Origin of the sequence: Enterococcus ureasiticus (assembly GCF_001730285.1) — a bacterium.
Taxonomy (GTDB): domain Bacteria; phylum Bacillota; class Bacilli; order Lactobacillales; family Enterococcaceae; genus Enterococcus_L; species Enterococcus_L ureasiticus.
This window is the reverse complement of record NZ_MIJZ01000013.1, coordinates 219,098-239,013: the sequence shown is the minus strand read 5'-3', so window position 1 is coordinate 239,013 and position 19,916 is coordinate 219,098. Positions and strand designations below refer to the sequence as shown.

Annotated in this window: 21 protein-coding genes and 1 other annotated feature; of the genes, 18 read left to right on the top strand and 3 right to left on the bottom strand. The window is 36.7% G+C overall.

Translation table 11 applies throughout. The annotated features are described in order from the left end of the window. Nucleotides 1–7: 7 nt before the first annotated feature. The 5 genes from BCR21_RS09525 to ileS all read left to right on the top strand — a co-directional run bounded on the left by BCR21_RS09525 (nucleotide 8) and on the right by ileS (nucleotide 5,930). Nucleotides 8–613, top strand: coding sequence for a cell division protein SepF (locus BCR21_RS09525; protein ID WP_069646232.1), 606 nt, complete (start codon nucleotides 8–10; stop codon nucleotides 611–613). 10 nt (nucleotides 614–623) lie between these two features. After that, on the top strand, nucleotides 624–896 hold the full coding sequence (locus BCR21_RS09520; RefSeq protein WP_069646231.1) for a YggT family protein: 273 nt from the start codon (nucleotides 624–626) through the stop codon (nucleotides 894–896). Between the two features lie 22 nt (nucleotides 897–918). After that, complete coding sequence (locus BCR21_RS09515; RefSeq protein ID WP_069646230.1) at nucleotides 919–1,701, top strand: YlmH family RNA-binding protein; 783 nt, start codon at nucleotides 919–921, stop codon at nucleotides 1,699–1,701. Nucleotides 1,702–1,720: 19 nt separating this feature from the next. Further along, nucleotides 1,721–2,431 carry a DivIVA domain-containing protein gene (locus tag BCR21_RS09510; protein WP_069646229.1) on the top strand — a complete coding sequence of 237 codons (711 nt, stop codon included), beginning with the start codon at nucleotides 1,721–1,723 and terminating at the stop codon, nucleotides 2,429–2,431. A 709-nt stretch (nucleotides 2,432–3,140) separates the two neighbouring features. Continuing rightward, a complete protein-coding gene (ileS, locus tag BCR21_RS09505) occupies nucleotides 3,141–5,930 on the top strand; it encodes an isoleucine--tRNA ligase (RefSeq protein ID WP_069646228.1) in 2,790 nt (929 codons plus the stop codon). A 36-nt stretch (nucleotides 5,931–5,966) separates the two neighbouring features. Here ileS and zwf read toward each other — a convergent pair whose 3' ends face one another. Next, nucleotides 5,967–7,487, bottom strand: coding sequence for a glucose-6-phosphate dehydrogenase (gene zwf, locus BCR21_RS09500; protein ID WP_069646227.1), 1,521 nt, complete (start codon nucleotides 7,485–7,487; stop codon nucleotides 5,967–5,969). 75 nt (nucleotides 7,488–7,562) lie between these two features. Next, entirely contained in the window at nucleotides 7,563–8,210 is a 648-nt protein-coding gene (gene efaR / locus BCR21_RS09495; protein ID WP_069646226.1) for a transcriptional regulator EfaR, read from the bottom strand. Between the two features lie 344 nt (nucleotides 8,211–8,554). Between efaR and BCR21_RS09490 the strand changes: the two genes are divergently transcribed. The 5 genes from BCR21_RS09490 (at nucleotide 8,555) to BCR21_RS09470 (ending at nucleotide 12,205) form a co-directional block, all read left to right on the top strand. Further along, nucleotides 8,555–8,950, top strand: coding sequence for a hypothetical protein (locus tag BCR21_RS09490; RefSeq protein ID WP_069646225.1), 396 nt, complete (start codon nucleotides 8,555–8,557; stop codon nucleotides 8,948–8,950). Between the two features lie 121 nt (nucleotides 8,951–9,071). Then, on the top strand, nucleotides 9,072–10,577 hold the full coding sequence (glpK, locus tag BCR21_RS09485; protein ID WP_069646224.1) for a glycerol kinase GlpK: 1,506 nt from the start codon (nucleotides 9,072–9,074) through the stop codon (nucleotides 10,575–10,577). A 31-nt stretch (nucleotides 10,578–10,608) separates the two neighbouring features. After that, nucleotides 10,609–11,433 (top strand): AraC family transcriptional regulator, encoded by an 825-nt coding sequence (locus BCR21_RS09480; RefSeq protein WP_240488084.1) that lies wholly within the window; start codon nucleotides 10,609–10,611, stop codon nucleotides 11,431–11,433. A 21-nt stretch (nucleotides 11,434–11,454) separates the two neighbouring features. Next, complete coding sequence (locus BCR21_RS09475) at nucleotides 11,455–11,853, top strand: VOC family protein (RefSeq protein ID WP_069646223.1); 399 nt, start codon at nucleotides 11,455–11,457, stop codon at nucleotides 11,851–11,853. After that, nucleotides 11,843–12,205 (top strand): MmcQ/YjbR family DNA-binding protein, encoded by a 363-nt coding sequence (locus BCR21_RS09470; RefSeq protein WP_069646222.1) that lies wholly within the window; start codon nucleotides 11,843–11,845, stop codon nucleotides 12,203–12,205. The genes BCR21_RS09475 and BCR21_RS09470 overlap by 11 nt, the downstream gene beginning before the upstream one ends. A 57-nt stretch (nucleotides 12,206–12,262) precedes the next feature. Here the strand turns inward: BCR21_RS09470 and BCR21_RS09465 are convergent, their stop codons facing one another. Then, the gene (locus BCR21_RS09465; protein WP_069646221.1) at nucleotides 12,263–13,009 is read right to left on the bottom strand and encodes a TraX family protein; all 747 of its coding nucleotides are present in this window, start codon (nucleotides 13,007–13,009) and stop codon (nucleotides 12,263–12,265) included. Nucleotides 13,010–13,388: 379 nt separating this feature from the next. Further along, nucleotides 13,389–13,662: a binding site (T-box leader), on the top strand. Nucleotides 13,663–13,812: 150 nt separating this feature from the next. On the opposite strand from BCR21_RS09465, the gene hisZ reads away from it, so the two are divergent. Genes hisZ through hisI form a run of 8 tightly spaced genes read left to right on the top strand, consistent with a single transcriptional unit; the run spans nucleotide 13,813 to nucleotide 19,913 of the window. After that, the gene (hisZ, locus tag BCR21_RS09460) at nucleotides 13,813–15,003 is read left to right on the top strand and encodes an ATP phosphoribosyltransferase regulatory subunit (protein WP_069646220.1); all 1,191 of its coding nucleotides are present in this window, start codon (nucleotides 13,813–13,815) and stop codon (nucleotides 15,001–15,003) included. After that, on the top strand, nucleotides 15,000–15,632 hold the full coding sequence (gene hisG, locus BCR21_RS09455) for an ATP phosphoribosyltransferase (RefSeq protein WP_069646219.1): 633 nt from the start codon (nucleotides 15,000–15,002) through the stop codon (nucleotides 15,630–15,632). The genes hisZ and hisG overlap by 4 nt, the downstream gene beginning before the upstream one ends. A 2-nt stretch (nucleotides 15,633–15,634) precedes the next feature. After that, nucleotides 15,635–16,915 (top strand): histidinol dehydrogenase, encoded by a 1,281-nt coding sequence (hisD, locus tag BCR21_RS09450; RefSeq protein WP_069646218.1) that lies wholly within the window; start codon nucleotides 15,635–15,637, stop codon nucleotides 16,913–16,915. A gap of 36 nt (nucleotides 16,916–16,951) precedes the next feature. Then, the gene (gene hisB / locus BCR21_RS09445) at nucleotides 16,952–17,536 is read left to right on the top strand and encodes an imidazoleglycerol-phosphate dehydratase HisB (protein WP_069646217.1); all 585 of its coding nucleotides are present in this window, start codon (nucleotides 16,952–16,954) and stop codon (nucleotides 17,534–17,536) included. After that, on the top strand, nucleotides 17,537–18,163 hold the full coding sequence (hisH, locus tag BCR21_RS09440) for an imidazole glycerol phosphate synthase subunit HisH (protein WP_069646216.1): 627 nt from the start codon (nucleotides 17,537–17,539) through the stop codon (nucleotides 18,161–18,163). Next, nucleotides 18,141–18,866, top strand: a complete 726-nt coding sequence (gene hisA / locus BCR21_RS09435) for a 1-(5-phosphoribosyl)-5-[(5-phosphoribosylamino)methylideneamino]imidazole-4-carboxamide isomerase (protein ID WP_069646215.1) — start codon at nucleotides 18,141–18,143, stop codon at nucleotides 18,864–18,866. The genes hisH and hisA overlap by 23 nt, the downstream gene beginning before the upstream one ends. Then, nucleotides 18,856–19,611 carry an imidazole glycerol phosphate synthase subunit HisF gene (hisF, locus tag BCR21_RS09430; RefSeq protein ID WP_069646214.1) on the top strand — a complete coding sequence of 252 codons (756 nt, stop codon included), beginning with the start codon at nucleotides 18,856–18,858 and terminating at the stop codon, nucleotides 19,609–19,611. The genes hisA and hisF overlap by 11 nt, the downstream gene beginning before the upstream one ends. Next, nucleotides 19,608–19,913, top strand: coding sequence for a phosphoribosyl-AMP cyclohydrolase (gene hisI, locus BCR21_RS09425; protein WP_069646213.1), 306 nt, complete (start codon nucleotides 19,608–19,610; stop codon nucleotides 19,911–19,913). Before hisF ends, hisI begins: the two co-directional genes overlap by 4 nt. Nucleotides 19,914–19,916 lie beyond the last annotated feature (3 nt).

The following is a 19,916-nucleotide window of genomic DNA, read 5'->3' as shown; positions in this document are numbered from 1 at the left end:
GGAATCTATGTCAATTTTTAGTAAAAATGCGTTATCGAGCTTTTTTGGATTATCTGGTGAAGATGAATATGATAATTATGATGAATACGAAGAGCAAAAGGTTGTGAATGAGCAACCAAGACAGACGGTTCGACAAACACAAGCACAGGTACAAAGACCGACTGCAACGGAGCCTTTAACCGAAAAGCCATCTGCTCGTTATCGTTCAACAGAAACGCATCAAGATAAGAAAGAAAGCCGTCAGGAAACAGCATTTAATGAGCAAAAGGTTGTCTCCATGCGTAGTTCTAATAACTCAAATTCAAAACGTTCGCAAGACACACATAGTTCAGGTAAACCAGGGAAAATAACTATTATTGAACCACGCGTTTATTCTGAAGCAATGAATATTGCTAAACATATTATTGCAAGTGATGCTGTGCTGATTAATTTTCATTTAGTGGAAGAAAATCAAGCAAGAAGAATTGTGGACTTTCTTACAGGAACAGTTTATGCATTAGATGGAGACATTCAACGTGTAGGCGATGAAATTTTTCTTTGCACACCATCAAACATTGAAATCGATAGTGCTACTGCACAATCGTTAGCTAAGAAACAAATGTTTGATTTTTAGTTAGGAGGTAATGAGTATCGCTCTATTTATATTTATATTATATAAAGGTGTTCAAATCTATTCGGGCATTTTAATCATTTATGCATTATTATCTTGGTTTCCAGGAGCATATGATTCTACGTTTGGCCGTTTGATTTCAAGAATTTCAGAACCTTACTTAAGCTTATTTGATCGATTAAATTTGAGAATAGGTATGGTTGGTTTTAATGTAATGATTGCAATCATTGTGTTGAATTTAGCTGCGAGTGGACTGGGACGAATTTTACAATCAATCTTGTATTAATAAAAGAAAGGATGATTTATCTATGAACGCAAATGTGTATCAACATTTTCGAAAAGATGAGCATCCTTTTATTGATTCTGTTGGTGATTGGTTAGAGCAAGTTGAAAGTCAATACGCTCCTTACTTATCGGATTTTTTAGATCCGAGGCAGGCATATATTTTAGAAACGTTGATTCGTCAAAATAGTGAGCTTGAGTTTCAGTTTTATGGTGGGTATGAACAAGCTGAACGAAGACGTTGTTTGATTTTTCCTGATTACTACGAAGCAAAAGAAGAAGATTTTGAAGTGGAATTACTAGAAATCGTTTATCCTGTAAAATTTTCTACGTTATCTCATGGTAAGGTATTGGGTACCTTAGTCAACACTGGGATCAAACGAGAATATTTTGGCGATATTATTTCTGACAATGATCGATGGCAAGTGTTTGTTGCTAAAGAGATCTCGAGTTTTGTTGAGAATCAGGTAGAAAAAATTGGGAAAGTATCTGTAAGATTAGAAAAAAGAAAATATACAGAGATGATTCTTCCAAAAGATGATTGGATGCATGAACGGATAACAATAAGTTCGTTACGTCTGGATAATTTGATCTCTAGCGTATATAATATATCTAGACAGAGATCAAAACAATTGATCGAATCTGGAAAAGTCAAAGTGAATTGGACGGAGAATACAAGACCTGATTTCCTAGTAGACCTTTTAGATATTGTGTCTATTAGAGGGTTTGGCCGAATCCAAATTCAAGAGTTAGAGGGGAAGACGAAAAAGGACAAGTTTCGTTTGTTACTGGGAGTACTACGAAAATAATCCAAAGAGGTGAAGGAATATGGCATTAACTCCATTAGATATTCAAAATAAGAACTTCTCTACAAAAATGAGAGGGTACAACCAAGACGATGTCGATGATTTTTTAGATCAAGTAACGAAAGATTATGAAGATTCTCTTCAAAAAACACGTGAGCTTGAAAAATCATTAAAACATGCAGAAGAAAAATTACAATATTTCAATGAATTAAAAGATGCATTGAATCAGTCAATCATTGTAGCTCAAGACACTGCAGATAAAGTAAAAACAAGTGCAAATAAAGAATCAGAAGTAATCGTAACTTCTGCTGAAAATACAGCGAACGAAATGATTTCTTCAGCTGAAAAACGTTCAAGCAATCTTATTACGTCTGCAGAAGAAAAAGCAAGAGAAATTCTAACAGACGCAACTGATCGTGCACGTCAATTAGCAGCTGAGACAGATGACTTGAAGAAGAAAACACGTGTCTTCCATCAACGTCTAAGCTTGATGTTAGAAGCACAATTAGAACAAGTGAAGAGTGAAGACTGGAATGAACTACTAAAACCATTCTCAAGTTACGTAAGTGACTCACATACTGTTATTAAAGAAGTATTAGCTCAAGAACTTGATAAAAGTGATGATGTTGTTGCAGAACCAGTTGCAACAACAGAACAATCAACACCAACCCTTGAAAAAGCTGCAATGGATCCAAAAGCAATGCTTGATTTATTAAATCAAGATCCTAAATAATTGTGTATATAAATAGAACAGAAAAGTCAATAACCATTCTTTTAGCGAGTCAATGATAGTGAAAGTTTGACAGATCCTGGTATTGAAAAGATCCTCTATTTTACTCAAGTTTGAATGTAGTAAGACTTGACGAGTGATTTCGTTAACAATTAACAGAGGAAATAATTGAGTTAATCGATTATTTTAAATTTGGGTGGTAACGCGAGTACTTTCGTCCCTTGGGATGAAGGTACTTTTTTGCTGTGAATCACCACGATTGGCTCTGCCAGAGTGGATGATGAACAGTACTTGGCGAACGTAAGTGAGAGAAGTTTCCTTACTAGTGAATCACTAAACTCCGTTTCGATCCCTTCAATTTTTAAGAACTAAAGCACAAAGAATTGAGGGCCTACGATTGGCTCTGCCAGAGTGGATGATGAACAGTACTTGGCGAACGTAAGTGAGAGAAGTTTCCTTACTAGTGAATCACTAAACTCCGTTTCGATCCCTTCAATTTTTAAGAACTAAAGCACAAAGAATTGAAGGCCTACGACTGGCTCTACTAGAGTGGATGATGAACAGTACAAGGCGTGTGAAGTGAGAGAAGTTTCCTTCTTACTAGTGAATCCTCAAAATGCCTGAAGAAAAATTTAATATTGATGATTTCACACTAGTAAATACAGTAACCCTATTTTAATCAATATTCATAAACGAAAGCGAGGAAATAAAAATGAAAATGAAAGAAACATTACAGTTGGGAAAAACTGCTTTTCCAATGCGTGGAAATTTGCCAAACCGTGAGGTAGAATGGCAAAAAGATTGGGAAGAGAAAAAAATCTATGAAAAACGTCAAGAATTAAACGAAGGCAAACCAACATTTGTTCTTCATGATGGACCGCCGTATGCTAATGGAAATATCCATTTAGGTCATTCGTTAAATAAAATCAGTAAAGATATTATTATCCGTTCAAAATCTATGTCTGGATTCCGTTCACCTTACGTTCCTGGCTGGGATACACATGGCTTGCCGATCGAACAAGTACTGACAAATAAAGGCATCAAAAGAAAAGAGATGACTTTAGCTGAATACCGTGAAAAATGTGAAGAATATGCACGTTCACAAGTAGATACTCAACGCGCTGACTTCAAACGTTTAGGTGTTGCAGGAGATTGGGAACATCCTTATGTCACATTAGATCCGACTTATGAAGCCGCTGAAATTCGTGTGTTTGGAAAAATGGCTGAAAAAGGCTATATTTATAAAGGGCTAAAACCAATTTATTGGTCTCCATCTAGCGAGTCTTCATTAGCAGAAGCTGAAATCGAATATAAAGATGTTAAATCAGCATCTATTTATGTGGCGTTTAAAGTAGTTGACGGCAAAGGAATCTTAGATACAGATACATCTTTTGTAATCTGGACAACGACACCTTGGACACTGCCTGCAAATTTAGGAATTTCTGTGAATCCTACTTACCAATATGTTGTTGTTAAAGCATATGGTAAAAAGTACGTTGTTGCTAAAGATCTTTTAGACACAGTTAAAGAAGCAATTGGCTGGGATGATGTTGAAGTTCTTGAAACGATTTCTGGTAAAGATATGGAATATATGACAGCACAACATCCATTTTATGATCGTACATCATTAGTTATGCTAGGGGATCATGTAACATTAGATGCTGGTACTGGTTTAGTTCACACAGCTCCTGGACATGGTGAAGATGACTATATCGTAGGGAAGAAATATAATTTAGATGTTCTTTCACCTGTGGATAATCGTGGTGTATTTACGGATGAAGCGCCTGGATTTGAAGGTGTCTTCTATGATAAAGCGAATCCAATGATCACAGCCTTACTTGATGAAAAAGATGCATTATTAAAATTGGACTTCTTTACACATAGTTATCCACATGACTGGCGCACAAAGAAACCTGTTATTTATCGTGCAACACCGCAATGGTTTGCATCAATCGATAAATTCCGCCAAAATATCTTAGATGAAGTTGAAAAAGTTGATTGGATTCTTCCTTGGGGCAAAACTCGTCTGTACAATATGATTCGTGATCGTGGTGATTGGGTAATCTCTCGTCAACGTGCATGGGGTGTACCATTACCGATCTTCTATGCTGAAAACGGTGAAGCAATCATTACTCCTGAAACAATCGATCATGTAGCAAATTTATTTGCTGAGCATGGATCAAATATCTGGTTCAAACGTGAGGCAAAAGAATTATTACCAGAAGGCTTCACACATCCTGGTTCTCCAAATGGTGAATTTACGAAAGAAAATGACATCATGGATGTTTGGTTTGATTCTGGTTCATCTCATGAAGCGGTCTTGCGTGAGCGCCCAGAACTGACTTTCCCAGCTGATATGTATCTAGAAGGCTCTGATCAGTACCGTGGCTGGTTTAATTCAAGTATTACGACAAGTGTAGCCATCAATGGTGTGGCACCTTATAAAGCTGTTTTATCTCAAGGATTTACACTGGATGGCGAAGGCCGTAAAATGAGTAAATCATTGGGTAACACTATTTTACCTGATAAAGTGATCAAGCAAATGGGTGCGGATATTTTACGCCTGTGGGTAAGTAGTGTAGATTATGAAGCAGATGTACGCGTTTCAATGGATATCTTGAATCAAGTTTCTGAAGTTTATCGTAAAATCCGCAACACAATGCGTTTCTTATTAGCGAATACAAGTGATTTTGAACCAAAAGATCACACAATTGCTTATGAAGAGTTACGTTCTGTGGATAAATATATGATTATCCGATTAAATCAAGTGATTCAAGAAATTCGTGAAAAAGGCTATGAAAAATACAATTTCATGCAAATCTATCGTTCAGTGATGAATTTCTTAACGGTTGATCTATCATCATTTTACTTAGATTTTGCTAAAGATGTCGTCTATATTGAAGCGGAAGATAATTACCAACGTCGTTGTATGCAAACAGTATTTTATCAAATAGCTGTTGCATTAACAAAACTATTAACACCAATCATTCCGCATACTTCTGAGGAAATTTGGAGCTACTTAAAAGAAGATGAAGAGTATGTTCAGTTAGCTGAATTCCCAGGCTATGAAGAATTTGCTAATCAACAAGAGTTATTAGATACTTGGGCTGCTTTCATGGACTTTAGAGATAATGTCTTAAAAGCATTGGAAGAAGCACGTAATTCTAAATTGATCGGTAAATCATTAGAAGCGAAAGTAACCGTTTATCCTAATGAACAAATCCACGAGTTATTAACAGCTGTGGACGCAGATATCGCTCAAATATTGATTGTTTCTGGTTTTGAGGTAGCAACTTTAGCTGCAGAAGTGCCTGAAAAAGTTGAAAAATTTGATGATATGTCGATTCTTGTAGAAATAGCAGCAGGTGAAACGTGCGAACGTTGTCGTGCGGTGCGCACAGATGTTGGTGAAAATGAAAAATTACCACACTTATGCGGACGTTGTGCTACAATCGTTGAAGAAAATTACCCTGAAGCTGTTGCTGAAGGATTCGAAGATTAGAAAACAGGCTCTGGAGAATTTCCAGAGCCTTTTTCTTTATTCTAATTTGCCACGTTCACGATACCAGACATCAGGTTGCCAATCCCATGAAAAACCATCTTGTTCTAACAAATCAAATGCAGCATCAGGACCCATTGAGCCTGCCGCATAATTAGGAAAGTCGACAGATGTTTTATCCCAAGCATGACGAATAATATCAACAATACGCCAAGATTGAGCCACTTCATCCCAGTGAGAGAAGTTTGTGCCATCACCATTCAAACTATCCAATAATAATTTTTCATAAGCTTCGGGACTATTGCCAGTTGTCTCTGCACTATGACGATAATCTAATTTTACAGGAGTTGTTGTAAACCCTTGACCAATTTCTTTGCCATTTAGTGTCATGGAGAAACCTTCTGTCGGTTGAATATAAATCGTTAAGACATTTGGTGGTAAATCTGTTTTTTCACCACATTTATCGATATCATCTTTGAAGACATTAACGGGTACTTGCTTGAAAACGATATTGATCCGAGTGCCTTTTTCAGTTAGACGTTTTCCTGTGCGGATATAAAATGGTACGCCTGACCAACGGAAATTATCGATTAGGAATTTTCCGGCAACAAATGTTTCAGTTTGAGAGTGTTCATCAACATTTGGTTCATCACGATAACGAATAAATTCTTGATCATCCAGTTTGCCTTGACCATATTGACCACGAACAAAGTTTTCCAACGCTTCTTTCTCAGAATAAAGGCGAATCGCTTGTAAAGCTTTGACTTTTTCTGCACGAATTTCAGCTTCTGAAAAAGCAACAGGCGGTTCCATTGCTAACAACGCGACAACTTGCAAGATATGATTTTGAACCATGTCCTTTAAAGCACCACTGTGTTCATAATAGCCACCACGGTCTTCAACACCAAGACTTTCAGCAAAGGTGATCTGTACGTTATCGATATAGCGATTATTCCATTGTGATTCAAAAATGTTATTAGCAAAACGAATCGCTGATATATTTTGGATCATTTCTTTCCCTAAGTAGTGATCGATTCTAAAAATATCTTTTTCTGGGAAAACAGCACGAATTTCTTCATTTAATTGATATGCAGAGTCATAATCTGAGCCAAATGGTTTCTCGATGACTAAACGATCAAAACCGTTATCTGTTAAAATTCCTTGTGATTTTAAGTGTTGCACGATCGTGCCAAAAAATTGGGGAGCCATTGCTAAGTAATAAATATGGTTTCCACCTAATTCGTATTTATCGTTTAAGGTATCAGATAATTTTTTTAAGGTATCGTAGTGCTCAGAATCATTGACATTGTGGGACTGATAATAGAAGTGACTTGAAAATGCCTCAGCTTCTTCAGCTGTTGGATTTAAGTCCTTGATTGTGTCTCGAACAATCTCACGATAGTGATCGTCAGACCAGTCTCTTCTTGCAGTGCCGATCACCGCAAAGTGCTCAGCTAAATTACCTTTGCGATATAAACGGAATAAAGAAGGATAAAGTTTTCTTTTTGCTAAATCACCAGTGCCGCCAAATATAGTAAATAGAGCGATCTTTTCGTTCATTTCATTTCCCCGCTTTCTTGGTGGAGGCTAGGCTAGATGGTATCTCTGAGCCTGCCGCTTAGTCGATATGTCTTTTTATAATTTATCAACAAAAATTGTACTTGCTGCCTTATAGCTGATTGCTAATTTTTTGTTGCCATTGCTAATACTAATCGGACCTTCGTAGGCTGCAATTTCATCAATCGTATATTCTTCATGAATTTGTAGATCGATCGAGACGAGATAGTCTAGTAATTCTTTTTCGTCTAATACACGAGCGATGCGAATCTTACTCCCAATCGGATAGTCTATTAAAGTTTGTCGTTTTTTCTCGTGTACAGGCTGATCATCTCCTGGAATAACCCCACCATGAGGACAAAAATTAGGTTGATTTAAGTAGTCAGACAATCGATTTGCTAATGTTTGAGAGGTGACATGTTCTAAGACTTCAGCTTCATCATGAACTTCATTCCACGAGTAGTTTAAATGTTCAACTAAAAATACTTCCCATAATCGATGTTTGCGAATGAGCGTACTTGCTTTTTTTAGCCCTAATTCTGTTAGCTGAACACCTTGATAAGGTGAATGTTCAACCAGTTTTTCTTTTACCAACTTTGAAATCATCTCACTGACAGATGCAGCTGAAACATCTAAGCCAGAAACGATTTGTTTGTTGTTGATTTTATTTTCATCGCCACCTAATTCAAAAATTAGCTTTAGGTAGTCTTCACGATTCGGGGTCATATAGTTCATCCTTTCAAAGAAGCCATCAAGTTAAGTTTATCAGAAAATTGTTTTTTTGACCATTTAATAATATGTTAATCTAAAAAAAATATCTGTTCGCTCTCAAATTCAAAATTGGGTTAAAAAATTATAGTATTGATAACGTTTTCTAATAAAAAAGCGGATGAAATAATTGGACAGATGCCAAGTTTAATTTATCTAGAAGGTTTATTATTAAAAAAAAATTAGAAATTGTAGATGACTTGAAAAAGGAAATTTGTACAGTTTATGAATAAAGGAACTATTGATTATTTAGTTAAGAATCTTTAAACTGATAAAGTAACTGTAAATAAAGGAGGGGTAAAATGAAAGTGCCTTGGATTTGGAAGGGATTGGGTTGGTTTTTAATAGTTGTTCCATTGATTGGTTTAGTTGGGATGTTCAGATTAGTTATGGAATTTGGTTTTAGTTATATCTTTTCTATAATTGGCGTGTTATTGTGGATAAGTTTGATCAGTGTGACGATTTCAGTTATTGTTGGAGTGCTATTGATCAAAGGAAGTATTTGGGGATATCATTTAGCAAAAGTACTGATGGTTATTGCAATCATTAATATTATTTTTCTGATGTTCGATTTTGAGTTAAAGACCATAGTATCTCAAATTGTTAGAATCATCATACTCTGCAATGTTATTTATTCTAATACAACTAATTTGTACTTGTCAGAGTTAAGAAATAATAAAAGAAAAGTAAACGTATAGTTATATCAATAACATGCTGTGACTGAAAAAGTCATGGCATGTTTTTACTTATGCTAGAATAGGACTTTTAAGTACATTTTGTTTTATAATAGAAGTATCATTTTCAAGGAGCGAATAAGACGTGAAACAAAACCAATATATTTTATCTATAGATCAAGGAACAACAAGTTCAAGAGCCATTATTTTTAATCATAACGGACAAGAGATCGCTAAAGCACAAAAAGAATTTACCCAGTATTTTCCACATCCTGGCTGGGTAGAACATGAGGCAAATGAAATTTGGAATTCTGTTCAGTCCGTTATCGCAGATGTGTTGATCGAGTCAAAGTTAAAACCTGCTCAAATCAAGGCGATTGGCATTACAAATCAGCGTGAAACAACGATTGTCTGGGATAAAGTTACAGGCGAGCCGATCCATCGTGCGATTGTTTGGCAATCTAAGCAAACAAATGAAATAGCAGATGAACTGAAAGAAAACGGTTATCAGGAGTTTATTCAAAAAAGAACAGGTCTGATCATCGATTCTTATTTTTCAGCGACAAAGGTAAAGTGGTTGTTAGAACATGTTAAAGGTGCTAAAGAAAAAGCCCAAACTGGACAATTATTATTTGGAACGATCGATACGTGGCTATTATGGAAACTAACAGGTGGTAAAGTTCATAAAACGGACTACACGAATGCCAGTCGGACAATGTTATTCAATATTCACACACTGGATTGGGATCAGGAGATTTTAGACATTTTAGCTATCCCTCGAAATATGCTGCCGGATGTGTGTTCAAATGCAGAAATCTACGGATATACTGAAGACTATCATTTTTATGGAAAAAATATTCCGATTGCAGCGATGGCTGGGGATCAGCAAGCTGCACTTTTTGGACAAGTGGCTTTTGAAAAAGGTATGGTCAAAAATACTTATGGCACAGGTGCGTTTATTGTAATGAACACAGGCGAAAAAGCAATTTTGTCTGAAAATGGTCTATTAACAACGATTGGGTACGGAATTGATGGTAAGGTCAATTATGCTTTAGAAGGCAGTATTTTTGTTGCGGGATCTGCTGTTCAATGGCTGCGTGATGGATTGAAGTTGATTGAAAACGCGAGCGAATCAGAAGTTTTAGCAAGCCAAGTCCCTGATTCGGATGGAGTGTATGTTGTACCAGCCTTTACGGGTCTTGGCGCACCATATTGGGACCAAGAGGCTAGAGGCGCTGTATTTGGTTTAACCAGAGGAACAACAAAAGAGCACCTGATTCGTGCAACTCTGGAGTCGATTGCCTATCAAACAGCGGATGTTATCAAAACAATGGAAAATGATTCCGAGATCGAGATCAAATTATTAAAAGCAGATGGCGGCGCGTCCAAAAATGATCTGTTGATGCAATTTCAAACGGATATCATTAACAAACCAGTTGAAGCCGCCGATTTTTCAGAGACAACTGCTTTAGGTGTTGCCTACTTAGCAGGGTTAGCTGTTGGTTTTTGGAAAGACTTAGATGAGATTAAAGCATTTACGCATCATGGAAAACGATTTGAACCGCAAATCACAGAGGAAAAGCGAAACGACCTATATGATGGGTGGAAAAGAGCGGTTTATGCAACCATGGCTTATAAGAACGGGGAATAACTCACGATAAGGGAAGGAAAGGAGGAGCAAGATGATGGACTATCGACCGCAAGTTTGGCAAGACAATACAAGTGATTACCAAGAAGTTGCTCCTGATTTTCGTTTACGTCCGTATATACAATCTTATTGGTTTAGTTATGTAGATTCGTCAAGTCCGCCTAGCAGAATTATCCCAGATTTATGTTCAGATCTGATTGTTCAATTAAGTGTGGAATTAGATGTTTTACAAATCAATATTAGTGGTCCTAACACGAGCTTTTTTTATTCCTACTCAGATCAACCGACTGTTTATTTAGGTATCCGGTATTATTTAGGTGGTATGTATCCCTTTTTCAAGCAATCCTTTAAAGGGCTAAAAGATCAATTAGTTGAGTTAGCACTACTTGAAAAAAGAATGGCTATTGATATGACAGATAAATTATCAGGAAAGAAGTCACTTCATGATCTGATTAAAGGGATTGATTTGTTTTTTTTAGAACGTTTGAATTGGTTATCAGCGAAAAAAATTTCGATACCCATTCAGATGTTTATCGAAGACCATCGTCACGTAATTAGTTATGCTGAAAGTACAGTTAATAGTTCCTTATCTGAAAGAAGCTTGCAGCGACTATTTAGAGAAGAAACGGGACTTTCACCCTATGAAGCGTTTGATGTTTTACGTTTTCAAAAAGTGTATCAGGAATTGATCAGTGGGCCAAATATCAGTCACTTAGACTTAGTTGAAAAATATGGCTTTTTTGATCAGGCCCATTATTCTCGGAAAATGAAAAAAATGACCGGGCTAACACCGCAAGCAATTTGTCAACATGTCGGAATTTTACAAGACAAGAATTGTGCAAGGGATTATAATAAATGAAAAAGGATGGAGGTTCTTAAGATGAAATTAGATATGGTTGGAATCATTGTCGAGTCAATGGAGCAAGCAGTTTTATTTTATGATCGTTTAGGCTTTAAGGCATTGGGAGAAAAAAATGCTGATTATGTAGAAGTGAATAACGAAGGGATGCGCATTTCACTGAATACTAAAAAAATGATCGAAGGAATTTATGGTTATCTTCCAAAAAGTGAAGGCGATAAAATCGAATTGGCTTTTCTCTGTGATTCTCCTACAGAAATCGATCAAGTATGTGAGAAAATGAAAGGCTTTGGTTATGAGATCTTTCGGGAACCGTGGCAAGCATTTTGGGGTCAGTATTACGCAATCATCAAAGATCCAGATGGAAACTTGTTGAGTCTATTTTGTAATGATCAGTTGGAACAAGCCAATGAAAAATAAAATCCAGTACTTAAAAGATACGGCTAAAACATGGCCGGGAGCAACAGTTGATTATCGAGAAGATTGGGATTGCGATTATTTTGGGATAGAGAAGAAATGTTTTTGTATGCTTGGAACAAATAAAGCAGGTGACTGGGTGATGACAGTCAAAGGGGATCCGGAAGAAAATGAATTGTTGCGTGAACAATATTCAGATGTGGTTCCAGGATATTACGCAAATAAGACACATTGGAATTCCTTTGTATTGGAAAATTCGTCGTTTACTGAGGAACAATTAGCTGGTTTTTTAAGGAAATCCTATGAGTTAGTATTAAAAAAGTTACCGAAAAAAATACAAACAAAGTATATCTAATGAAATATAAAAACGTCGCTTTAAGATGAAAATCTTAAAACGACGTTTTTTGTTGAATTACCCTTGATGTAGATACCAAGCAACCAATGTGATGATCCACAAATGTGCTGGATAAAATACATAGAAAAAATATTTAAAGAATGGATTATTACTCCCTTTTTTACCGTTATATAAATGGATAAAAGGAATGACTGTAATAAATAGAAATTCTGGATTTGCGGCTAGGCTTTCTTTAATGGTTTCAAAAGAATATTCGGGCAATCCTACAATCGCCAGTAGCAACAAAGGAATTGAAAGAATAATATAGGAAATATCTCTCTTTTTTGCATTGTCTCTGAAAAAATAACTAAGTAGCATAAATGGTATAACGATTAATCCACCTTCTGTAGGAATAAAATCTAAAGATACTGCTAATACTAAGATAATGGCCAAAATAATTGTTCCGATTTTCAAGACAGGTTTTTTCACGCGCTTTGAAAAATCGATCAGTGTTAAAATCGTCACGCCAAAAGAGAGCGTTAGAAAAATATTATTCTGAATCTGGTACATAGGATTTTTGATAATCAAGGTATTGATTAAAGTATTCCCTACAAACATGATTGCTGCCCAGCTATAGAGACGTAGCAAATATTTTTTTCGGCTTCTTGTATAGTGAAAACCTTCGACTGCCATAAATGCAAAAAACATAGCGACACAACGAGTTATCATACCAACTGGTGTATTAAATTGTGGTGGTAAAAGTGGTAAAAGGTGATCTAAGAGCATCAAGCCCATCATGATAAGTTTTATTTGATTTCCGTTCATTTCATTCTCCTAATAGATATTATTTTTTTACTTTCTATTAGTATAAAAAAAATAACTCTTTTTGGCGTGGGAATCAACGAACAAATAGATTACAAAAGTGAAAGATGACTGAAACTTGATTTTTGTATTGAAGTAATATTTTAGTTGAATTAAAAGCCGAGTGTCGTAATTGACTCAATAGAAGTAAGTAAAAATGAGCCAAAAGAATGTTCATAATAGGATAGGAAAATAAGAAAAGAATATGAGCGAATGTTTGTGTTAAATAAAAAAACAATGAAAAGTATTGTGTAATCAGTCCTAGCTATCAATTTTTCCGTAAAGCCTCTTGACTATATTCAGATTTCATGATAAATTATTTAGAAATATATGAGAATCAAATGAAAGAACGATGATCAGAATAGTAGATGAATCGATTCGTTTTAGAGAGTTTCCGTTTGCTGAAAGGAAATAATGAATTATCATCGAACACGCCTGTAAGTTGTTTTTCTGAAATAAAACATTTAGTTTCACGAGGGTTGTTTCGTATTCTAAATGAGTAGGAAAAATCGGAGAGTCCGTTATCGCTCCTTAGTTTATCTAACTAACAGAGGTTTTTATTGTGAAGTAAAAACAAATCTGAGGTGGGACCACGTGAAAATTTTCTCGTCCTCTTGGCTTATTTGCTAAGGGGGCGTTTTTTTATTATCTAGCTTTAAATGCTCATTCTTTTGTTTTAAAACACAATGAATAAAAATAAGTTGATAGTGAAAAGCACAAGGTGAAATAAAGCAGAATGTTGTTACCTATAAAAAGGAGGGAACCTAATGAAATGGAATCGTAGTTTACCATCAGGAACGAAAGACAAATTATTCCGAGAAGCAAATGGGGCTTATCAATTAGAAAAACAAGTCAATGATATCGTGAAAAAAAGAGGCTATCAACGAATTGATACGCCTGTGATCGAGTTTGAAGATGTGTTTTACAGTGAAGAAAAAAATGAAAAAGAATTGTACCGCTTTTTTGACAAGCAAGGCCGATTACTGGTTTTGCGGCCTGATATGACGACGCCAATCGGGCGAGTGATTGCAACAACAGGGATTCAACCGCCTCTTAAGTTGTCATATAGTGGAAAAGTATTTCGCTCAAATGATGACATGTTAGGAGAGCAAAACGAGTTGACTCAGGCTGGAATTGAATTGATTGGCTATTCTTCTTTAAAAGCCGAGGTCGAATGTATCACATGTGCTATTGAAATTTTAGAGGCACTGAACATATCAAACTTTCATTTTGAATTAGGGCATGCGAAAATTTTCCGTTGCATTGTGACTTCACTTGGTTTAGATAACACTGCAAAAGCAGAACTACAAACTTATGTTAATAATAAAAGTTTAACGGATCTAAAGCGATTTGTAGCGAGATATCCAAGTGACTTAGATGGATTTATTAGTGCAATCCCAAGGCTATTTGGTGAAGTGGACGAAGTGTTACCGATCGCAAAATCACTGTTGAAAAATGATACGAAAATCATGGCAATCATCGATGAATTAGAAACCCTAATGAATGCTATCAAGACGTGTCACCCAAAAATTTCATTAACTGTAGATTTAGGTTTAGTAGCTTTGATGGATTATTACACAGGTGTTTTATTTAGTGGTTATGCCGATTTAGTGCCAGATATTTTTTTACGTGGTGGACGCTATGACCATTTAGCAGAGCAATTCGGTCATCCTGTGATTCCAGCTGTTGGATTGGGCATCAATTTAGATACATTGGTTGCTTTACAATATCAAATCAAAGGTTTAGCTCCTTTAGAACAGCCGACGACACTGGTTCATGGCTCCTTAGCACAATTATCGAAATCAGAAGCGCTGGTAAAAGAGAATAGAGGCTATCAATTATCCTTATTTGAAACACTGGAAGATGCGTTGAAATATGGAGAAAAATGGCAGTATCAACAGATTATCGAGGTAACACAAGATAAAATACATGTGATAAAGGTGGGGGCTCAAAATTGACACAATTGACCATTGCATTAACAAAAGGGCGTTTGGAAAAACAGACATTAATACTATTTGAACAAGCAGGAATCGATATTTCTTTTATGCAGGATAAGCAGCGAAAATTAATTTTTACTAGTCCCGATCACCGTTTTACGTTTCTTTTAGTAAAAGCTGCTGATGTGACGACCTATGTACGACACGGTGTTGCTGATCTGGGGATTGTCGGTAAAGATGTACTGATTGAGCATCCATTTGGGTATTATGAAATGCTGGATTTAAAGATTGGCGTATGCAAGTTTTCAGTCGCCTCTACAAAAAATTATCAACCGGATGATTATAAAAGAAAACGAATTGCAACAAAGTATCCAACCGTTGCATCTGAACATTTTCGCAAAAAGGGAGAAGATGTTGAAATCATCAAGATTGAAGGTTCTGTGGAAATTGCGCCAGTTTTAGGTTTGGCAGATGCAATTGTTGATATAGTAGAGACCGGAACAACCTTGAAAGAAAATGGCTTAGAAATATTTGAAGATATTTGTTCAATTTCGGCTAGGGTGATCGTAAATAAAGCAATGCTAAAACGTAAGCGCCAAGCAATATTCCAATTATTTAATGAACTAGAATCTGTAATTGAAGGAGGATAAACATGAAATGGTTAACAGGGGAAACGTCAGAAATTTTAACAGCATTAAACGATAATATTCAGCGGACTCAAGAGAACAATCAAGAAGTGGAGGAACAAGTTCGTCAGATCATTCAACAAGTGATCCAAAATGGCGATCAAGCGTTGCGGGAATACTCTAAAAAATTTGATCAAGTTGAACTAAAGGATTTATTTATAACGAAGGAAACGATCGAATTAGGTTTTCAGAGAGTAGAAAAAGATGTGATCGCAGCCTTAGAAGCGGCTAAAGAAAACATTGTCAGTTATCACCAAAAACAAAAGCAATATGATTTTATGGATACAGAAAAATCAGGTGTTTTACGGGGACAATTAGTATTACCTTTAGCTCGAGTAGGGGTTTATGTGCCGGGCGGAACGGCTGCCTATCCTTCCTCTGTATTGATGAATGTTTTGCCTGCAAAAATCGCTGGTGTTAAAGAGATCATCATGATTACGCCGCCTTCAGCCAATGGAATCTCTGATGTGATTTTAGCCGCAGCAAAAATTGCAGGAGTAGATAAAATTTTTCAAATTGGTGGAGCACAAGGAATTGCGGCTCTTGCGTATGGAACAGAAACCGTACCTAAAGTGGATAAAATTGTCGGACCTGGTAATATTTATGTGGCAACTGCTAAAAAACAAGTATTCGGTGCAGTGGGAATTGATATGATCGCAGGACCTTCTGAAATTGGGATTTTGGCAGATGTTGCTGCAAATCCTACTTATATTGCTGCTGATTTGCTGTCTCAAGCGGAACATGATACGCTTGCCAGAGCAATATTAGTGACGAATTCAGTCAAACTTGCAGAAGAAGTCGAAAAAGAAATTTATCAACAATTACAAACATTACCTCGTAAGGAAATTGCTGAAAAAGCAATTGAAAATCATGGATTGATCATTCTTGCGTCAACAGTGGAAGCAATGTTTACGATTATGAATGAGATTGCTCCAGAACATTTAGAAGTACAACTGGCTGATCCAATCAGTTATTTACATGAAATAAAAAATGCTGGATCGATTTTTTTGGGAGAGTATGCGTCAGAACCAGTAGGAGATTATTTTTCTGGAACGAATCATGTCTTGCCGACAAGTGGTACTGCAAAATTTTATTCGCCATTGGGTGTGTACGATTTTGTAAAGTATAGTCAAGTTACTTATTATACAAAAGAAGCCTTGGCACAAGCGAAAGATGCGATTACTCTTTTAGCAAGAAAAGAAGGCTTGGAAGCACATGCCAGAGCCGTGGAATGTCGTTTTGACTGATCTTATAAAACAGATTTTTATATTGGGGGAATAGAAATGAGAACAGCTACTTTAAAAAGAGAAACTGCAGAAACCAAAATCGAATTGACACTTGATTTAGATCGCCAAGAACCAGTCACGATCCAAACGGGAGTTGGGTTCTTTGATCATATGTTGATTTTATTTGCCCGCCACAGTCGTATTTCATTAGAAGTAAAAGTGAATGGTGATTTAGAAGTGGACAGTCATCATACGGTAGAAGATGTTGGAATTGTTTTAGGTCAATGTATTCGAGAAGCTTTAGGGGACAAGGCTGGGATCAATCGTTATGGTACTAGTTTTGTGCCGATGGACGAGTCTTTGGGTATGGCTTCTTTGGATTTAAGCGGGCGCTCTTATTTAGTTTTTGATGCAACGTTCGATAATCCTAAGCTTGGGGATTTTGACACAGAATTGACAGAAGAATTTTTTCAAGCATTCGCTTTTAACGCTCAAATGAATCTTCATTTAAAAATTTTGCATGGGAAAAATACACATCATAAAATAGAAGCACTCTTTAAAGCGACAGGCCGAGCGCTCAGAGAGGCAATTACTGAAAATCCGTCCATTCAAGGAGTCAATTCAACGAAAGGAATTTTGTAGATGATTATTATCATTGATTACGATACTGGGAATACCCGCAATGTTCAAAAGGCGTTAGATTATGTTGGTTTAACAAATAAAATTTCCGCTGATCCTGATGAAATTCGAGCGGCTGATGGTTTGATACTGCCAGGTGTAGGTGCTTTTTCATTAGCAATGTCGGAATTAAAACAGCGTGGATTAGTCACTGTGATCCAAGAAGTTGCTCAAAAAGGTACACCGATATTAGGGGTCTGTTTAGGCATGCAGCTGCTTTTAGAAGGCAGCATGGAAAACGGATTTACAGAAGGGTTAGGGTTGATCGAAGGAATTTGTGAAAAATTACCAGATGATCCTGATTTACCTGTTCCTCATATGGGTTGGAATAAGCTAGTCGTGACCAAAGAAACGTTATTAACCAAAGAAGTAGAGGAAGAATATGTCTATTTTGTTCATTCTTACTATACGGATTGTGAGCCTGATGTGATCGATGCATTAGTTCAATATTCAATCAAAATACCTGCAATGATCTCAAAGGAAAATATCTATGGAACTCAATTTCATCCAGAAAAAAGTAGTGAGGCAGGCCTTATGATTTTAAGAGGATTTAAGGAGGTAGTGGAGCATGTTCGTTTTACCCGCGATTGATATTAGAGAAGGAAAAGCTGTTCGGTTGGTTCAAGGTGATTTTCTGCAAAAAACGATTGTCAATCATAATCCAGTAGCACAAGCAAAAGAATTTAAAGCAGCAGGTATCCAGATGATGCATGTGGTTGATTTAGATGGTGCTTTGATGGGAAAAGCGTCTAATGCTTCTTTGATCGAGGAAATGAAAAAAGCAACGGGCTTAAAAATTGAAGTTGGTGGAGGCATTCGCACATTAGAACAAGTTGATGCCTATGTGGCTCTTGGAATCGATCGGATCATTATCGGTTCAGCAGCATTGAGAGATCCCGAATTAGTCAAAGAAGCTGTTTTGAAATATGGGGATAAAATTGCTGTCGGTATCGATGCTAAGAATGGGAAAGTCGCTATTAGTGGCTGGTTGGATGTTAGTGAAACAGACTATTTACAAATGGCTCAGGAAATGGCGGCAGTTGGTGTCAAAACGATTATCTACACAGATATTGCTAAAGACGGAACTTTAATAGGGCCGACGTTTGAAGATTACGTGAAACTATCAGCAGTTGTACCAGATGTGCAAATTATTGCATCAGGCGGTGTCAGTAGTAAAGCCGACTTAGTGAAACTAGCTGAATTGGGTTTATACGGAGCAATTGTTGGAAAAGCTTTTTATAATGGTGCTATTACGTTAGCAGATATGCTGGAGGTGGAAAAAAATGCTGACTAAACGTATTATTCCTTGTCTAGATGTCACGGATGGACGGGTGGTCAAGGGCGTCAATTTCATTGATCTGCAAGATATTGGTGATCCAGTAGCTATCGCGCGAGCATATAATGAACAAGGCGCAGATGAACTTGTTTTCTTAGATATCACTGCTACCAGTGATGACCGTGAAACGATGATCGAAGTAGTTGAACGAACAGCAGCAGAAGTCTTTATTCCTTTGACTGTGGGCGGTGGCATTCGTAGTGTTTCTGATATGAAAAATATGCTGCAAGCCGGTGCCGATAAAATCTCCCTTAATTCAGCAGCGATTCAACAACCAGAATTGATTCAAGCTGGGGCAGAAAAATTTGGCTCTCAGTGTATTGTTGTTGCAATCGATGCAAAAAAAGTAGGCGATTCTTGGCATGTTTTTGTTAAAGGCGGACGTGAAGATACTGGATTAGACGCGATAGAGTGGGCTAAAAAAGCTGTTGCTTTAGGTGCTGGTGAGATTTTACTGACTAGTATGGATGCAGATGGTACAAAAAAAGGCTATGACTTTGCGTTAAATCAAGCCATAAGCGCCGCTGTAAATGTTCCTGTGATTGCGTCAGGTGGTTGCGGTAATATCGCAGATATTGTGGAAGTGTTTGAGCAAACAAAGGTCAGTGCCGCTTTAGCTGCAAGTATTTTCCATTATGCTGAGGTAAAAATTCCAGAGCTAAAAGAAGCTTTAGCACATAATGGAATGGAGGTACGTCGATGAAACCAGATTTTTCCAAAGGGTTATTGCCAGCAATTATTGTAGAAACAAAAACGAATGAAGTCTTGATGCTCGCTTATATGAATGAAGAAAGCTACAAAAAAACGCTTGAAACAGGAACAACCTGGTTCTATTCACGTTCCCGCCAACAATTGTGGAATAAAGGCGCAACAAGTGGGCATATTCAACATGTAAAAAGTATCGTTACGGATTGCGATAAGGATACTTTACTTATTACAGTTGAACAAACAGGAGCCGCTTGTCACACGGGAGAACACAGTTGTTTTTTCAATGTAATTAGCTAGTAT

Coding starts and splice junctions, on each gene's coding strand:
- BCR21_RS09525 (WP_069646232.1), top strand. CDS start 8: ATGTCAATTTTTAGTAAAAATGCGTTATCGAGCTTTTTTGGATTATCT.
- hisH (WP_069646216.1), top strand. CDS start 17,537: ATGATTATTATCATTGATTACGATACTGGGAATACCCGCAATGTTCAA.
- BCR21_RS09515 (WP_069646230.1), top strand. CDS start 919: ATGAACGCAAATGTGTATCAACATTTTCGAAAAGATGAGCATCCTTTT.
- hisA (WP_069646215.1), top strand. CDS start 18,141: ATGTTCGTTTTACCCGCGATTGATATTAGAGAAGGAAAAGCTGTTCGG.
- efaR (WP_069646226.1), bottom strand. CDS start 8,210: ATGACCCCGAATCGTGAAGACTACCTAAAGCTAATTTTTGAATTAGGT.
- BCR21_RS09480 (WP_240488084.1), top strand. CDS start 10,609: ATGATGGACTATCGACCGCAAGTTTGGCAAGACAATACAAGTGATTAC.
- hisI (WP_069646213.1), top strand. CDS start 19,608: ATGAAACCAGATTTTTCCAAAGGGTTATTGCCAGCAATTATTGTAGAA.
- hisF (WP_069646214.1), top strand. CDS start 18,856: ATGCTGACTAAACGTATTATTCCTTGTCTAGATGTCACGGATGGACGG.
- hisD (WP_069646218.1), top strand. CDS start 15,635: ATGAAATGGTTAACAGGGGAAACGTCAGAAATTTTAACAGCATTAAAC.
- hisZ (WP_069646220.1), top strand. CDS start 13,813: ATGAAATGGAATCGTAGTTTACCATCAGGAACGAAAGACAAATTATTC.
- BCR21_RS09475 (WP_069646223.1), top strand. CDS start 11,455: ATGAAATTAGATATGGTTGGAATCATTGTCGAGTCAATGGAGCAAGCA.
- zwf (WP_069646227.1), bottom strand. CDS start 7,487: ATGAACGAAAAGATCGCTCTATTTACTATATTTGGCGGCACTGGTGAT.
- BCR21_RS09520 (WP_069646231.1), top strand. CDS start 624: ATGAGTATCGCTCTATTTATATTTATATTATATAAAGGTGTTCAAATC.
- ileS (WP_069646228.1), top strand. CDS start 3,141: ATGAAAATGAAAGAAACATTACAGTTGGGAAAAACTGCTTTTCCAATG.
- BCR21_RS09510 (WP_069646229.1), top strand. CDS start 1,721: ATGGCATTAACTCCATTAGATATTCAAAATAAGAACTTCTCTACAAAA.
- BCR21_RS09470 (WP_069646222.1), top strand. CDS start 11,843: ATGAAAAATAAAATCCAGTACTTAAAAGATACGGCTAAAACATGGCCG.
- BCR21_RS09465 (WP_069646221.1), bottom strand. CDS start 13,009: ATGAACGGAAATCAAATAAAACTTATCATGATGGGCTTGATGCTCTTA.
- BCR21_RS09490 (WP_069646225.1), top strand. CDS start 8,555: ATGAAAGTGCCTTGGATTTGGAAGGGATTGGGTTGGTTTTTAATAGTT.
- hisB (WP_069646217.1), top strand. CDS start 16,952: ATGAGAACAGCTACTTTAAAAAGAGAAACTGCAGAAACCAAAATCGAA.